The sequence below is a fragment of the Psychrobacter immobilis genome (genome assembly GCF_003148585.1).
Lineage (GTDB): Bacteria > Pseudomonadota > Gammaproteobacteria > Pseudomonadales > Moraxellaceae > Psychrobacter > Psychrobacter immobilis.
This window is the reverse complement of the sequence record NZ_QGGM01000010.1, coordinates 1-16001: the sequence shown is the minus strand read 5'-3', so window position 1 is coordinate 16001 and position 16001 is coordinate 1. Positions and strand designations below refer to the sequence as shown.

The 16001-nt window shown below is 43.9% G+C and carries 12 protein-coding genes and 1 pseudogene; 10 read left to right on the top strand and 3 right to left on the bottom strand.

Features of this window, described 5'->3' with window-relative positions; genetic code table 11:
- The first annotated feature begins 127 nt into the window (after positions 1-127).
- Positions 128-1834, top strand: coding sequence for an ABC transporter permease (locus C8D84_RS08970; protein ID WP_109591576.1), 1707 nt, complete (start codon positions 128-130; stop codon positions 1832-1834).
- Between the two features lie 106 nt (positions 1835-1940).
- The gene (locus C8D84_RS08965; RefSeq protein ID WP_211181249.1) at positions 1941-3293 is read left to right on the top strand and encodes an ABC transporter ATP-binding protein; all 1353 of its coding nucleotides are present in this window, start codon (positions 1941-1943) and stop codon (positions 3291-3293) included.
- Positions 3294-3439: 146 nt separating this feature from the next.
- Here C8D84_RS08965 and C8D84_RS08960 read toward each other — a convergent pair whose 3' ends face one another.
- Positions 3440-4312, bottom strand: a complete 873-nt coding sequence (locus tag C8D84_RS08960) for a methyltransferase domain-containing protein (protein ID WP_109591574.1) — start codon at positions 4310-4312, stop codon at positions 3440-3442.
- A 322-nt stretch (positions 4313-4634) separates the two neighbouring features.
- Between C8D84_RS08960 and C8D84_RS08955 the strand changes: the two genes are divergently transcribed.
- The 8 genes from C8D84_RS08955 (at position 4635) to C8D84_RS08920 (ending at position 14861) form a co-directional block, all read left to right on the top strand.
- Positions 4635-6326, top strand: a complete 1692-nt coding sequence (locus C8D84_RS08955; RefSeq protein WP_109591572.1) for an alpha/beta hydrolase family protein — start codon at positions 4635-4637, stop codon at positions 6324-6326.
- A gap of 105 nt (positions 6327-6431) precedes the next feature.
- Positions 6432-6611, top strand: a complete 180-nt coding sequence (locus tag C8D84_RS08950) for a YdcA family protein (RefSeq protein WP_087814632.1) — start codon at positions 6432-6434, stop codon at positions 6609-6611.
- A gap of 305 nt (positions 6612-6916) precedes the next feature.
- Positions 6917-9712 (top strand): DNA gyrase subunit A, encoded by a 2796-nt coding sequence (gyrA, locus tag C8D84_RS08945; RefSeq protein ID WP_109591570.1) that lies wholly within the window; start codon positions 6917-6919, stop codon positions 9710-9712.
- A gap of 359 nt (positions 9713-10071) precedes the next feature.
- The gene (gene rarD, locus C8D84_RS08940; protein WP_060490672.1) at positions 10072-11142 is read left to right on the top strand and encodes an EamA family transporter RarD; all 1071 of its coding nucleotides are present in this window, start codon (positions 10072-10074) and stop codon (positions 11140-11142) included.
- Between the two features lie 241 nt (positions 11143-11383).
- A complete protein-coding gene (gene rarD / locus C8D84_RS08935) occupies positions 11384-12454 on the top strand; it encodes an EamA family transporter RarD (protein WP_109591568.1) in 1071 nt (356 codons plus the stop codon).
- Positions 12455-12669: 215 nt separating this feature from the next.
- Positions 12670-13338 carry a glutathione S-transferase gene (locus tag C8D84_RS08930; RefSeq protein WP_045444962.1) on the top strand — a complete coding sequence of 223 codons (669 nt, stop codon included), beginning with the start codon at positions 12670-12672 and terminating at the stop codon, positions 13336-13338.
- A 93-nt stretch (positions 13339-13431) separates the two neighbouring features.
- Entirely contained in the window at positions 13432-13701 is a 270-nt protein-coding gene (locus tag C8D84_RS08925; protein WP_060490674.1) for a hypothetical protein, read from the top strand.
- Positions 13702-13733: 32 nt separating this feature from the next.
- Entirely contained in the window at positions 13734-14861 is a 1128-nt protein-coding gene (locus C8D84_RS08920; RefSeq protein ID WP_109591566.1) for a ribonuclease Z, read from the top strand.
- Positions 14862-14900: 39 nt separating this feature from the next.
- On the opposite strand, the gene C8D84_RS08915 is transcribed toward C8D84_RS08920, so the two are convergent.
- Together C8D84_RS08915 and C8D84_RS08910 are read right to left on the bottom strand one after the other, a co-directional pair.
- Positions 14901-15863, bottom strand: a complete 963-nt coding sequence (locus tag C8D84_RS08915) for an ATP-binding protein (RefSeq protein WP_109591564.1) — start codon at positions 15861-15863, stop codon at positions 14901-14903.
- Between the two features lie 55 nt (positions 15864-15918).
- Positions 15919-16001, bottom strand: a pseudogene (locus tag C8D84_RS08910) (IS5/IS1182 family transposase); the annotation flags it as partial.

The following is a 16001-nucleotide window of genomic DNA, read 5'->3' as shown; positions in this document are numbered from 1 at the left end:
CACGAGTATCAAGCTTGATAGGCTAAATGATAGTGTTTATGTTCAAAGCAGACAGTGTTTTTAGCCGTATTTTTGAGTTTGGTATAATGTTATAAGGTCTTTATGCGTATGACACGGTAATAATGATATGATCAAAACGCCAGACGCGTCTGTACGTCAAAACGATACAGTCAATGATAGTGCTAATGCCAACAATATGGATAATCATAATATTGATGGAAAGCAGACTGTCAGCCAAGACCACGCCGTCCGTAAACGTATTATCTCAAAATCAGTCTTAGGACTGATTTCGTCGTTTATGCTTTTGCCAATTTTGATTGTGTTGCTATCTTGGACGCAGCCAATTGCTGATATCTGGACGCACATGGCAGATTATGTGCTGCCGCAAGTGCTTAAAAATACCGCAATTTTATTGCTGATGGTAACGGTTGTGTCTGGCACTATTGGCACCGCGCTTGCTTGGGTAACCAGTATGTACCGCTTCCCTGGACAGCGGTTTTTTTCGTGGGCGCTGATGTTACCGCTGGCGATACCTGCCTATGTATTGGCGTTTGTCACTATTGGTATTGTTGATTTTAGTGGACCATTACAGACAGGTCTGCGCGACCTAGGCTTTGATGTAGCGATTCCTTCGATCCGTAATGTCTGGGGAGCAGGTTTGGTATTGTCCCTAGCATTTTATCCCTATGTCTATTTGTTGGCGCGTCAAGCGTTCTTATCGCAAGGCAGGCGAGCGATTGAAGCAGGACAAATGCTGGGCTTAAGCCGTAGCCGCGTGTTTTTTCGGTTGGCATTACCACAAGCATTGCCGTGGATTATTGGCGGATTATTGCTTGCCAGTATGGAAACCTTGGCAGACTTTGGTGCCGTGTCAGTCTTTAATGTTGATACCTTTACCACGGCTATTTACAAAGCATGGTTTGGCTTCTTTAGTTTGACCACTGCGGCACAATTGGCGGCTTTGCTCATCGGTGTGATCTTTATTGTGGTATTGTTTGAGCAGTATTGGCAAACCAAGCGCGGCAATAACGTGACTCAAGGCAGCAGTCAGCGTTTTGATGCCAGCACGCCTGCGAAATTGGGTATGACATTGCTATGTACCTTGGTATTTGCTGGCGCTTTTTTAATCCCACTTTTGCAGCTCATCTACTGGACGGCATTGAACTTTCGCCAAGATTTCGATGCGCGCTATATTGATTTTGTGACCAACAGCCTCATGATTGCTAGCATGACCACGATTTTTATTGCCTTTTTGGCGATTATCATTGCGTGGATTAAGCGGCAGTATCCTGATAAATTGACCAAGCTCATGACTACTTTGGCAAATTTGGGTTATGTGGTGCCGGGTACAGTATTGGCAGTGGGCATCTTTATACCAATTGCTTGGCTAGACAACCAAATGATTGCCTTTGGGATTACCACGCAGCAAGTGCTATCAGGCAGTGTGATAGTGATGCTATTGGCATTATCGACGCGTTTTATGACGGTGAGTTTTCAGCCAGTTGATCGACAGCTACAGCGACTAACGGTCAATCAAGAAGCGGCCGCCAAATTACTGAGTGACAGTACTTACCAGCGCTGGCGGCAAGTGATGTTGCCTGTTATTAGTCCGGGAATATTGACAGGACTGTTGATGGGGTTTGTTGAAGTCATGAAAGAGATGCCGATTACGTTAATGACGCGTCGTCAAGGCTGGGATACGCTGGCGGTGCGGGTGTTTGAGATGACCAGTGAAGGCATGTGGGGACGAGCTGCGTTGCCCAGTTTATTGATTGTGCTGGTTGGGCTGCTGCCTGTTTGGATATTATTGCGTCAAAGCGATAAGCAAGGTTAAGGTGTTTTTAGAGTGAATCTGCATTATCCGATGACGCTCCATTTTATGATTGTTTTCACTGTTTTATCTATGGGTTTTATTTACTAATAGCTAACTGGTACCGTCTATGTACACTGATTCAATGAAAGGCTCAGCAGACTCTAAATCAATCAATGCCAAGTCAATAAAGGCCAAGGCAAGACTGGAGCATATAAAAAAATTACCAGTTGCTCAAATTAAGACGTCGCCCGCCCAGCCTAGTAAGTCTTTAGAAAAAAGCAGTGCTTTTAGCCAAGATGTTGAGACAAATACTGAGGCAGCTACGGCTACTAGTCCTTATTTTAGTGTGCAAGATTTAATCGTCGGTTATGACGATACGATTATCGTCAATGGTTTGTCATTGCAATTGAAGCAAGGCGAGATTGGTTGCTTTTTGGGCTATAGCGGCTGCGGCAAGACCACGGCACTAAGAGCGATTGCAGGGCTGGAACAAAGCCGTGATGGTACGGTTCTCTTAAACAATCAATGTCTTACTGATAAAACTGACCGTAACTCGTATGCAGTCGCACCCGCCAAACGCGGTATGGGTATGGTGTTTCAGGACTATGCGTTGTTTGGGCATTTGAGCGTGGCAAAAAACATCGCTTTTGGTCTGAATAAATGGTCGGCTGCTGACAAAAAGGCCCGTGTCGCTGAGATGCTAGAGCTGGTTGAATTGTCTGAGCATGCTGACAAACGTCCAAATGAGCTGTCAGGTGGTCAGCAGCAGCGGGTGGCATTAGCCCGTGCATTAGCGCCAAAGCCGAAATTATTGCTACTCGATGAGCCGTTTTCTAATCTAGATGTGGTGCTACGTGAATCATTGGCAATGAATGTTCGTGATATTCTTAAACGCACCAATACCACGGCAATACTGGTCACTCATGATCAAAACGAAGCTTTTGCACTGGCTGATAAAGTGGGGGTGATGCATAAAGGTAAACTGGTACAGTGGGCAACCCCAAGCGAGCTATATCATGAGCCAATCAGTCCTTTTGTCGCTGAGTTTGTCGGCGAAGGTGCGATGATAGATGGCATCATCAAAGAAGGCCATGTTGAGACGGCATTAGGCGATATCTATCGACGTATGGAAGTGTACGATGAGTCAGGGTATCCACAGTATTGCGAGTACGATTATCCTAACGGCACACCGATTAAGGTGCTGGTGCGCCCTGATGATATCATTCATGACGATGAGAGCACACAAACCGCTTTAGTCGTTGGACGCGTATTTCGCGGTGCCAACTATTTATATCGCTTGCAACTTGACGACGGGCAAACGGTACTGTCTTTAGTCGCCAGTCACCATAATCACGAGATTGGATCGCAGATTGGTATTTTACCTATCCTAGAGCATGTCGTGGTATTTGATGAAAAAGACATCAATGCGACGACTTGGTCAGAGTATGATAGGTCAGAGAGAGTTGACGAGACAGAATAGTCGCAGCATTTATAAGTGATTAGAGTATTAACCTCGCGACATGCACACAGCATGCTATTGACGCTTGGCTGCCTTGTATCTACTTTAAACTGCGGCGACTATATTAATTTATGTTTACGTCAAACAACAGCGGCTTGCACTTACGCTTATCGTGTCGCCAATATGTGCAAATAACGTCCCAACCATTTATACGGCTCTAATTGCGAGTAGCGCAGCTCCATGCGTATCACGGCATCTGGGTCATTGTGTCCACCACGCTTAAGCGGGGCATAATCATGGAATACGCGCAGACCACTGGTGCGTATGATCTGATAATGATGCGCAGTCAACCAAGATTCGACTTCTTCTTTGGCAACAGGATGGTTGGGTGTGAGGCTTTTTTTGTTATCCGCCTTATATTCTGTATTATCGAGTAAGTTGAAGTTCCCCATGATTAGGTTGCGATAATCAAAGCTTGCTGGGTTATAAAAGCATAAAGATAGTGCACCCTTATCCGTTAATTGCTGATCAAAAAAGTCCATCACCGCAGCGGGCTCTGCCAACCATTCAAGCAGCGCATGACACATGATTAAATCAAACTTTTCACTATTTTCTGTACCCAACTTTTCTGGCAGCTCCTGATAGGGGCAAACGTACCATGTGATATTCAGGTCTTCGTCTATCTGCGCGGCACTCGCTTTCGCTTTTTCTAGCATATTGGCTGAGATATCATTGATGACCAATTTATGACCTTGAGCTGCAAGCTCTATTGCAATCTGTGCCAGCCCTGCACCCACATCCAAAATACGTAAAGGTCGCCCAAGGCTTTCACTCATTTGCGCGCTATATTCAAAGATATCACGGCGTAGCACCGCCAATCGAATATCGCCTTTTAAGCCACCGTAGACCTTTTTTTCAAAATGATCCGTAATCGCATCGAAGCTACGATCGGCACGTATATCACCTGATGCGTCGCTTGGTTGTGTCAGATCAACCGATTGGTTGACATGTTCTTTGGTACTTTCACTATTGGTTTGCATAAAGCGCTATCTGTATTAGGGTGGTATTTTGAAACATCGTACAACAAAGACAAAATCTAAGCTAGGTTTGACACCAATACTAGCTTTACCAGAGCGTTAAATATGCTATTAAATACCTGTTTCCCAGTAGCTTTTCACAATATTTTACGGTATAAGTAGTAAGGTTTAAGAAACAATTATTGAGTAAGTTTTATTGAAAATATCTGATACTTCACTGTATTCAATAAAAAACAATCGATAAAAAGAGTCTGCCATACTGAAATTTTTTATTGTCAAGGACTCTCAGCAAACGTCTGATCTACCACCGCTAAGGACAGCAACCATGATCGTATCTAAATCTACTACCGCTATAAATAACAAATCATCTAGCAGTACCCATCAATCAGTATCCATTACGACGGGCAAGCCTGTGATGCTGCGCTGCCTATTATCCGTCGCTATTGCTAGTAGCTTGCTGCTGGTCGGTTGTGGCGATGACAATGATTTTGATGCTGTCATAGGCTCTGACTCTGCGACGTCAGTTAAATCAATCAGCTCATTTAACACCGCGCAAATAAATACCCAGTTCGGTCTTGATGGTACGGCAACCCCTGATGCCAAATGCGATATCAAAATCGAAAAAGTTAGCTATCCGACAGTAGGGGCAGCGGGTGAGCGTACCAACGCGACAGCAGCTTTGATGCTACCAAGTGGCGACAGTGCTGACTGTCAAGGCGATCGACCTATCTTACTGTATGCCCATGGCACAACTACGGATAAAGGCTACGATTTTAGTCAAGTCGCCAATCCTCAAAACCCAGCAGCTGGTGAGGCGACATTAATCGCTGCCAACTTTGCGGCTCAAGGCTACATCGTCGTTGCACCAAACTATGCTGGTTATGATGAGTCTGATCTTGATTACCATCCATACCTTGTGGCTGAACAACAAGCCACTGACATGGCTGATGCATTAGACAGTGCCCGTACCATCATTGCAAGACAACAGCGCGCTAATGATCCTGACTACACCAACCTTGATGACTCTGGTAAGTTATTCATCAGTGGTTACTCTCAGGGTGGGCATGTGGCGATGGCAACTGCAAGAATGTTCGAGAAAAATGATGAGCCTGTCACTGCCATTGCACCTTTATCAGGGCCTTATGCACTAGCAGCGTTTGGTGATGCAATATTTTCGGGTAACGTCAATATCGGCGCATCGCGTTTTGCACCGCTACTGGCATCTGGTCTCCAAAATGCGTATGGCAATGTCTATAACAGTACTGCTGATATATTCACTGCCAATTATGCAGACACACAATTACCAAGTTTATTGAGCTTTGGTGAGTTGGTCGCTGCTAATAAACTGCCTGATAATGCGCTGTTTGAAAAAGATCCTGAAAACAATCCTACGCTTGATCTTCTACCAGCGCCTACCGTTCCCTTTGCCTCTATTGGCTTCGCGGATGATAACTATCTGATCAAAACAGACTTCCGTACCGCTTATGTCGCAGATGCATTACAGAACCCTGATAGCCTAATCGCGATGACAGGAGCATTACCAGCAGCCAATCCACAAAACAACTTACGAAAAGCCTTAAAAGCCAATGATCTACGTGGGTATGTACCAAAAATGCCAACTCTGCTATGTGGTGGCAATCAAGATCCAACGGTTTTTTATGACCTAAATACCAGTTCAATGGCTGCTATTATTCAAGGGAGTGTCGCACAAAATCCAGCCCTTACCGTTAACGTGACAGTATTAGATGTTGATGCGACGACAGCTAATGATCGTCCTGATAATTCTAATGTTCAACTTATTGGACAGGCGTCCATGAACCAATGGAATATTAATTCTGTAGTAGCAAGTGTTCAAAGTAACTTTGTTCAAAATCTTCAACGCGTAGTAGATGCAGGAGCACAGCAAGGCATACCTGCAAGCGTTGCTGTATTGGGCAACTATCACGGCGGTCTGGTCAGTACGGCTTGTACGCAAGCCACACGTGAGTTCTTTAATCAGGAATTTAAACCTGCTTAATAGAGGTCATTTTAACCATAAAAAATAGCCTGACTATCGAAAAAACTGTATCCACTGGATGCAGTTTTTTCATGAATATCATTTAATCCTCAATAAGAGAAAGATATGAAATCGATAATATTATCACTAATTGCCTGTGTCTTTATCATAGCTCCGATCAGTCAAGCACAGGCTAAGAATACACCTTGTTCGGGCAAAATGGGCGGCGTATCTCACTGCTCAAAAGATGGTAAATTTGTTTGCAAAAACGGCAAAATCAGTCAATCAAAACAAGTATGTCGTTAAAGTTGTTTTTACCCTTGTTATTAGAGTGAAAAAAACCGCTAATCAGCTGTTTTGCTTAATTTTAATAACAGCCAGACGCCCCTAAATCAGCAAATTTGTGCTAAAATAGCTTCTTTAATTGAACATTATTTTTAACAAAAACCGTATCACTATTTTCCTATTGTTTTGCACCTTTGACAGTGCTTTTTTAGGGTCACTATTCTGATAGTAGCTGCGCATTGATGCAGCTATATTTTTGTATAACCCATGAGTATCTTGAACAAACGTGTCAACATTAGAAAAACAATGTGAGTGAAGGAGTGTATATGAGCGAATCGGTCAGTCCTATTGGCATCGTAGAGGAACTAAAGCAATCCTATCTGGATTATGCGATGAGCGTGATTGTCTCGCGTGCGCTGCCTGATGTGCGTGATGGGTTCAAACCTGTACACCGCCGTGTGATGTACGCCATGCACGTGCTATCTAACGACTATAATAAGCCATATAAGAAGTCTGCACGTGTCGTCGGCGATGTCATTGGTAAATATCACCCACATGGCGATAGTGCGGTCTATGATGCCATTGTGCGGATGGCGCAGGATTTTAGTTTGCGTTATCCGATGGTTGACGGTCAAGGTAACTTTGGTTCGATCGATGATGATCCTCCGGCTGCCATGCGTTATACCGAAGTACGTATGACCAAACTGACGCATCAGATGCTTGCTGATTTAGACAAAGACACGGTTGATTGGGAAGACAACTACGATGGTTCTGAGCGTATGCCTAGCGTCATGCCAGCGCGTGTTCCAAACTTACTAATCAATGGTGCGACTGGTATTGCCGTTGGTATGGCGACTAATATGGCGCCGCACAACCTGACAGAAGTGATTAATGCTTGTTTGGCTTATGCCGAAAACCCACAAGTATCAGCTGAAGAGTTGATGTCACACATCTCAGGTCCTGACTTTCCTACAGGCGGTATCATTTATGGTCGCGCTGGTATTTTAGATGCTTATCGCACGGGTAAAGGTCGTTTGCACATACGTGGTCGCTATCATATTGAAGCCATGAGTGATACGGGTGTCAACCGCGATCGTGAGCGTATTGTGTTTACCGAAGTACCTTATCAATCTAATAAAGCCAAAATGATTGAGCGTATCGCAGAACTCGTACGTGATAAAAAGATTGAAGGTATTAGCGAGATTCGTGACGAGTCTGACAAAGATGGCATGCGTATCGCCATTGATTTGCGTCGTGGTGAGACAGCTGAAGTTATCGTTAATAACTTGTTCTTGCAAACGCCGCTCGAATCAAGCTTTAGTATCAATATGGTGGCGCTCGATAATGGTCAGCCGAAATTACTGACTTTGCGTCAGCTGATTGCCGCCTTTGTACGTCATCGCCAAGAAGTGGTGACACGCCGTACGATTTATGAGTTAAACAAAGCGCGCGTACGTGGTCATTTGCTCGAAGGTTTGACCGTTGCATTAGCCAATATCGACGAGATTATTGCAACAATTAAAGCCTCTGCAAACCGCGGTTTGGCACGTGAAAGCCTACTAAATAACACGTGGGGTTCAGGTAGCGTGGTGGCGATGCTGACCGCTGCTGGTAGCCAATCTGTGCGTCCTGACTATATCGAAGGCGAAGATCCTAAAGCACCATTTGGCTTGATTGAGGGCGAAGAACGTTATCGCTTATCACTTGAGCAGGTCAACGCGATTTTAGATATGCAGTTGCATCGTCTAACGGGTCTTGAGCAAGACAAATTGACCGAAGAATACCAAGATTTGCTACGTGAAATCGCTCATTTAGAGTCTATTCTTGGTGATTTTGATAAGCTAATGACCATTATCTCCAATGAGATGATTGAGATTCGTGATAACTTTGGTGATGAGCGCCGTACCGATATTATTGACTCACGTACTGACTTTAACCGTGAAGATTTGATTCCTGAACAGACGGTTGTCATGACGGTCTCGCGTACAGGTTATGCAAAAACTCAGCCGATTGACGATTATGTCGCACAAAAACGTGGCGGTAAAGGTAAGTCTGCAACCGCAATGAAAGAAGATGATGTGATTGATCATTTGGTGGTGACCTCAACGCATGCTACCGTATTGTGCTTCACGGATAGCGGTCGTGTCTTTAGCTTACGTGGTTTTGAAGTGCCGATTGCCAGTCGCGGTGCTCGTGGTCGTCCACTAGTGAATTTAATTGGCTTAAATCCTGATGAAACCGTCACTACGATACTGCCAATTCCAAAAATAGTGGAAGAATTATCGGTAAAAGGTGACGCGTTAACAGATGCTCTAATAGATGGGGATGATGATTCATTAGACGCTATCACGCAAGCAGAGCCACCTTTTGTGTTCTTTGCAACTGCCAATGGTACGGTGAAGCGGGTAGAGCTTAAGCAGTTTGCCAATATTCGCTCGAACGGCTTGATTGCGGTTGGACTAGAAGAGGGCGATAAGCTGGTCAGTGCTCGTATCACTAATGGTAGCCAAGAAGTGATGTTGTTTGCATCCAGTGGTAAAGCCATTCGTTTTGATGAAAATGATGCTCGTGTGATGGGTCGTACGGCTAAAGGTGTCCGTGGTATGCGTTTGGCGGCTAATGAGTCGATAAGATCATTGGTTGTGATCGAAGATGATGTCCGCGAAATCCTTATTGCTTGTGAAAACGGCTTTGGTAAACGTACCTTTATCGATGAGTTCAATACCCAAAATCGTGGCGGCGGCGGTGTAATTGCTATCAAAACCAGTGAGCGTAATGGTGCGCTAGTAAGAGCCACTAAGGTTGACTCTACAGACGATATTATTTTAATCTCTGACAAAGGTACGTTGGTTCGTACGCCCGTTGAGCATGTCGCTAGCTCTGGTCGTAATACGCAAGGTGTGACGCTGATTCGTCTATCAAAAGACGAGAAGCTGGTCGCTATGGCGCGTGTTGAGCATGAAGAAGGTGACGATGAGCTGGTTGATGCCATGAGAGAAGATGGTACATTTGATGTGGCAGGTCAAGAGCAGATAGATATCGATGCAGCGACTGGCAACACAGCAACGAATGACGTTATGGATGTTGACAGTACAGACGGTGAAAACGCAGACGACGAATAAATGTCTCAGTAGTTAGCTTTTTGATCTAGTCTTATATGATTGTTCTATAAAAAGCCTCTGACGTTATCGTCGGAGGCTTTTATTTTTTTCTGTACGTCATCTATTGTTAGAGTCTGCCTTTAGGGCGTGTCATCAATTAGCACATTAGTACGTTTAGTGGTCTTAAAATGGCTAAATTTTGCTAAACATCGTCAGCAATTTTGTCAATATGTTCACATTAACGGCAATTGCTTCCTTGTTTATCTACAATTTTTCTCATTTTAAGCCTCACAATCTCATTGATGACACGCCCTAAGTTTCTGCTGCTCTAATTTTTTATAAATAATGCCCATAAAGTTCTATTTTTTAAGGCTGTTGTTATGCTCTCGACCAATCAAACTTTTCAAGGAACCCTTGCTTCGATATCATCGAGCTTTTTATTTTCGATGATGTTTGTGTTTGGGCTATTTATGCTGCCTTTGACAGGTACGCAGGTAGCCTCATGGCGCGTGCTCATGATGCTGCTAAGTTTGCTATTGTTGGTCAGTTTTACCAAGCAATGGCAACACGTTTTTGATTATTTGAAAACCTTAAAAACTCCGAAAGAGTGGCTGATATTTATTTTGCCCACACCGATTTTGGGTGGTCAAATTTGGCTATTTATGTGGGCACCGGTCAATGGCTTTGGGCTAGATGTTACCTTGGGCTATTTTCTGTTACCGCTGGTGATGATAGTGCTTGGCCGTTTCTTTTATCACGAGCATATGAGTGCGTTGCAGTGGGTGGCCGCGCTATGTGCAGCCTTAGGTATTGGCTATGATATCTTTCAATATGGCTCAGTATCTTGGGTAACGTTGTTTGTGTGCTTGGGCTATCCACCCTATTATCTATTGCGGCGTAAACTGGCTGTGCCGCCTATCACAGGGCTGTTGTCTGATTTGGCTCTGTTAACCCCAGTAGTGCTCATTATGTTGTATTTTAGCGGCGGCTTTAGTACGGCAGCACAGGACATCAAGTTCTGGTATTTATTACCACTGCTAGGAGCCTTTAGTGCGCTGGCGATGTCCTTAACCATGATTGCCAGTAGCAAATTACCTGTATCATTATTTGGGGCGCTAAGCTATGTCGAACCTATGCTGCTGTTTGTTTTATCCATCACTGTTCTAAGTCAAAGCCTCGATGAGGGCGGCTCTTTGTTCATGTATGGTATGGTAAGTTTGGCATTACTGGTGATGATTGCTGATAGTATAAAAGGTTATCTTAAGCGCCGCCGTGATAATCATTTGCATGGTTATCGAGAGCCACAAGTGGGCGGGTTTCCGCCACGTCGTCGTTTCATAGATCAGCGTATTGATGGGGTTTTAACCGCGCATCGTTTTCGTAAGATTCGGCGCTATCAAAAAAAGATGGATAGAATACAGCAAAAAATCGAGCAGTTGAGTGCAAAGTAAGATGCTGAATGGGTAGGTGAACGCTTTAGTAAAGCGGGTGTATTGCTTATCTATTCTGACTTTGACATAATACTGACCATAAGATAAACACGATATCTTCCAAGTATTTATCTCAATCTTATATGATTATGTTGTAGATAACAGAGTTTATAGATCAAAAAGCCTTCGACGTCCGCGTCGGAGGCTTTTGTTTTTTTCTAAAATTGCCAAGGACGTGCGCTCATTTTTCAAGGTTGTCGTTATGCTTACCACGAATCAAACGTCGCAAGGTACCATCGCCGCAGTGGCAGCAAATTTTTTATATTCATTGCTATTCTTATTTGGTCTATTGATGCAGCCGTTGTCAGGGACTCAAGTCGCTTCTTGGCGCGTATTGATGATGCTATTGAGTCTGGTGCTGCTGATTAGTGTGCTTAAGCAGTGGCAGCATATTTTTGATTATTTAAAAACCCTAAAGACGCCAAAAGAATGGTTTTTATTTATCATACCCACACCAATATTGGGCGCGCAAATCTGGATATTTATGTGGGCACCTGTCAATGATTTGGGGCTTGAGGTGACATTGGGTTACTTTTTATATCCAATGATTATGATTATGGTTGGTCGGTTTTTTTATAGCGAAGACATGAGCTTGTTACAATGGATTGCCACCATTTGTGCAGGTGCAGGTATTGCTTATGACGTCTTTCAGTACGGCAGTATTTCTTGGGCGACTTTATTTGTTTGCTTGGGTTATCCGCCTTATTATCTACTGCGTCGTAAATTGGCAGTGCCGCCGATCACAGGGCTTATCTCTGACCTTGTTTTATTGACGCCGGTGGTGTTGATTGCTTTATATCTCAATGGCGGGTTTGCGCTGGCAATATCTACCGATAAGTTTTGGTATCTGTTGCCACTATTAGGCATTATCAGTACGGCTGCGATGTCATTGACCATGGTTGCCAGTCAAAAGCTGCCCGTCTCATTATTTGGCACCTTATGCTACCTTGAGCCGATATTTTTATTTGTATTTTCCATCACGATTTTGCATCAAAGTATCGATGAGGGCGGCTCTTTATTTATGTACGGCATGATTTTTGTCGCGCTGTTGATGATGATTGTGGATAGTGCGCTTGGTTACTTGGCACGTAAGCGTGATGACCGCTTGCATGGTTATAATGAGCCACAAGTGGGTAGCTTCCCGCCACGTCGCCGTCTGAAAAACCGCCGTATTAAAGGTGTATTAACCGCGCATCGTTTCCGAAAAATTAGAAAGTATCAGCAAAAAATACATAAGATGACACGCAAAATTGAAGAGCTGCATTCAAAGTAGCGCCTGCCAGCAAGTCGATATAGACTTGACTTAGCAGGCAGTGTTTTTCGTCATTACTCTACACAGTTTCTGTGTTAAAGAGGCATTAATTACGCTATTATCGATAGCATTGCTGCCACGCTTAATAACGTTTATTAATGGAATGCGTGGCACCAACTATACATATCATGACTTATTCACGCGATAACTTATTCACATTATAACTAGGATGGTTTATGTTACACCTTCATCATTTAGCAAATTCGCGCTCATTTCGTATTATTTGGCTGTTAGAAGAACTTGGCGTCGATTATCAATTGACGTGCTATGAGCGCAATAAAGCATACCGTGCGCCTGACAGTTTAAAAAAAATACATCCGCTCGGTCATGCACCCATGTTAGAAGTAAATGACCGTGTGCTCATCGAATCAGGGTTCATAATCGAATACTTGTTGAAGCATTATGATAGCGAGAAACAGTTCAAGCCTGCGGATGATAATGAAGCGGCGTGGGAGGCTTACACGTTTTGGTTGCATTTCGCTGAAGCATCAGTGATGCCGCCATTGGTCATGCGTTTGGTATTTACCAAAGTGGTTGAGCAGTCGCCCATGCTGATCAAGCCTGTGAGCAAAAGCATACGAAATCAAGTCGAAAAAAATATGATAAGCAAAAGTCTAGATGCTATATTGGCCATGATGGAGCAGCATTTGCAAGACAATCATTGGTTTGCAGGGGCTGAATTTAGTGCCGCTGATATCCAAATGCATCTTGCGGTTGTGGGTGCCAATGCTGGTACAGGATTAGATAGCAGTAAATATGCCAATATCTTAATTTGGCTAAAACGCTGTGAAGAGCGTGATGCCTTTAAGCGTGCAGAAGAAAAGGGTGGTCGTTTGCAGTTCTAAACGCGGCGCATTCAATCGTTCATAAATGACTGATTTAATATTAAAACGAAGGGTTTTGTTTATTCATAGACAAAACCTTTTTTAGGATAAGAAATGACAGACTTAAATAAATCGCATAACAAGCATACTGATGTCGATACTGGCATTGCTGCTAAGCCCGCGCTTGATACTACCGCTGACAATGTGAACCATCAGCAGGTATCCATTAAAGCATGGTCACAAAAATTGCTCGTAGTGATTCTATGTGTTGCCAGCTTTTATGGCGGCTGGAAATCTTATGAGTCCAATATGGTCAGTGAATGTACCGCCAATGGTGGGCAGATGGTTGCAGCGCAAAAAACCATGATGTGCCAATTGTCATAGCAGATAAGTATCATGTGTAAGAGAGGTAATCTATGTTGAAGCTGACTTTTTTGGGTACCTCTGCCGGTGTGCCAACCAAACAGCGCAATGTGACCGCACTGGCGATTGAATGTCTGGATCCTTATTTATCTGGCGCCCAGCAAGGCAATCAACCACAGAATGCCAATCAAAATAAAAAATCGCGTCCATGGCTACTGATAGATTGCGGTGAAGGCACGCAGCAGCAGCTATTGCATACCAAACTGTCTTTGCATCAGCTCCAAGCGATTTGTATTACCCATGTGCATGGCGATCATTGTTATGGTCTGCCAGGACTGCTGGCAAGTGCCGCCATGTCAGGACGCTGTGAGCCATTGACGCTGATTGCCCCAAAAGCAATCAAGACATTGCTTAAAGCTATTACCTTAACCACGGATTTGTATTTACCTTTTGCTCTCAATTTTGTAGCCATTGAAGAGGTACTGTCTGAGCAAAGTGATACAAACAAGGTAAATATCCGATTAAGCGACCAGCATCAGCTTGATATTGATATCACGTTGCTAGCACATCGGGTTGCTTCTCATGCATTTGGTATCACGCAGACTATCCATCATCGCACGCTTGATACGGACAAACTGCTGGCGCAAGGTATTCCTGCAAGCGCGCTATGGGGTAAATTGCAGCAAGGTCATGATGTCATCACTGAAGAGGGTCAGCAATTATGTGCATTAGATTATGTCAATGATGACCTATCACGAACGCGAGTAGTGGTGGCTGGTGATAACGATACGCCAGCGTCTCTCACTGCGGCGTTGGTTGATACGGATTTATTGGTGCATGAAGCGACATATACGCACGAGGTATTGACTAAAATTCAAGGCAAAAATCCAGAGTTTGATCCAATGCATAGTAGTGCGCAATCGGTGGCGGGTTTTGTGGAAAAAAGTGGCGTAAATAATCTAATTTTGACTCACTTCAGCGCTCGTTATCAAAGCTTTGATAATCCTAATAGCAGCACGCCCAACATGGCGCATATTCGCTTGGATGCCGAAAGTGTTTATCAAGGTAATTTATGGTTGGCAGCCGATTTTGACCAATATATGGTCGATGGTGCCGTTGACTTGGCAGGTATTAACGAAAATAACCGCGTACAATATTTGGGTTCTGCACGCGGTCGTTAAGCACTGAGCGTCATCATAAACATAACTTTTAATGAAGCTTTACAATGGATTGTCTTCAGCTGCTAATCGTGTCTGTCCTATCCAGTAGCGGCTAAACTGATATGCCACACGTCCTGAACGTCCACCGCGCTCTGATGCCCAGCGCAACGCTGCTGCTCTGATGTTATCAGGTAGCGTCTTATTTTTTTCTTCATTATTACTTTCTTTAACGTCATTCGCATTATCTAGATGGCGGTTTGGCGAAAGTGATAAATAATGGCGCACGATGTGTAAATAGGTATTTTGATCCATTGGATGAAAGGACAACCAAAGCCCAAAGCGATCAGACAGCGATACCGTCTCATCAATGGTTTCATAAGGATTGACCTCATCGGTTTGACCGTTATAAATATTGACATTGTCTTTCATTAGCTGAGGCAATAGATGACGGCGATTACTGGTCGCATAGACCAGTAGCTTGTCTTGCTCTGAGTCTAGCGAGCCGTCCAATACGCTTTTTAATGTCCGATAACTTTCATCTTGACCGTTAAACGCCAAGTCATCACAGTACACCACATAATGACAGCCACAATCCGCTGGCAACGCATTAATGGCGGCACGTATCTTATCAAGCACTCGCAAGTCATCACGGGCAATTTCAATAATGCGCAGTCCCTCACTATGATAGGCTTGTAGCAATGCCCGAATCAGCGATGATTTGCCAGCACCACGTGTCCCTGTCATTAAGACATGATTGGCAGGATAGCCCTTTAGAAATTGCCGTGTGTTTTGTACCAGTTTTGCCTTTTGCGTATCGATACCATGCAAATCATCTAAACTTAAAAATAAGTTCACTGCCAATGGCTCCAAATGTCCATTATGACCACCGACCCAGCGATAGGCGAGCTGTGCAGGATCAATTTCGATAGTGGGCGTGACTTGCTCTTGTAAATACTGTCCGAGTAAATCCAATAAATGGTCGGGTAGGGCGTAATTCTTAACAGGCTTAGTGGATTGGGGCATAATATTCAGTCGCTCATAAAAATTAAAATAACGTGTGGCATACTAGGGCGTGTCATCAATTAAGCCAAATGACACAAGAAACTAAATGAATCGCACTGAGGAAATGACAGGCTAACTTGTCATAGCGAGTAGCAATCG

Excerpts from the sequence above, each read along its gene's own strand:
- C8D84_RS08970 (WP_109591576.1), top strand. The coding sequence starts at position 128 with ATGATCAAAACGCCAGACGCGTCTGTACGTCAAAACGATACAGTCAAT.
- C8D84_RS08965 (WP_211181249.1), top strand. The coding sequence starts at position 1,941 with ATGTACACTGATTCAATGAAAGGCTCAGCAGACTCTAAATCAATCAAT.
- C8D84_RS08960 (WP_109591574.1), bottom strand. The coding sequence starts at position 4,312 with ATGCAAACCAATAGTGAAAGTACCAAAGAACATGTCAACCAATCGGTT.
- C8D84_RS08955 (WP_109591572.1), top strand. The coding sequence starts at position 4,635 with ATGATCGTATCTAAATCTACTACCGCTATAAATAACAAATCATCTAGC.
- C8D84_RS08950 (WP_087814632.1), top strand. The coding sequence starts at position 6,432 with ATGAAATCGATAATATTATCACTAATTGCCTGTGTCTTTATCATAGCT.
- gyrA (WP_109591570.1), top strand. The coding sequence starts at position 6,917 with ATGAGCGAATCGGTCAGTCCTATTGGCATCGTAGAGGAACTAAAGCAA.
- rarD (WP_060490672.1), top strand. The coding sequence starts at position 10,072 with ATGCTCTCGACCAATCAAACTTTTCAAGGAACCCTTGCTTCGATATCA.
- rarD (WP_109591568.1), top strand. The coding sequence starts at position 11,384 with ATGCTTACCACGAATCAAACGTCGCAAGGTACCATCGCCGCAGTGGCA.
- C8D84_RS08930 (WP_045444962.1), top strand. The coding sequence starts at position 12,670 with ATGTTACACCTTCATCATTTAGCAAATTCGCGCTCATTTCGTATTATT.
- C8D84_RS08925 (WP_060490674.1), top strand. The coding sequence starts at position 13,432 with ATGACAGACTTAAATAAATCGCATAACAAGCATACTGATGTCGATACT.
- C8D84_RS08920 (WP_109591566.1), top strand. The coding sequence starts at position 13,734 with ATGTTGAAGCTGACTTTTTTGGGTACCTCTGCCGGTGTGCCAACCAAA.
- C8D84_RS08915 (WP_109591564.1), bottom strand. The coding sequence starts at position 15,863 with ATGCCCCAATCCACTAAGCCTGTTAAGAATTACGCCCTACCCGACCAT.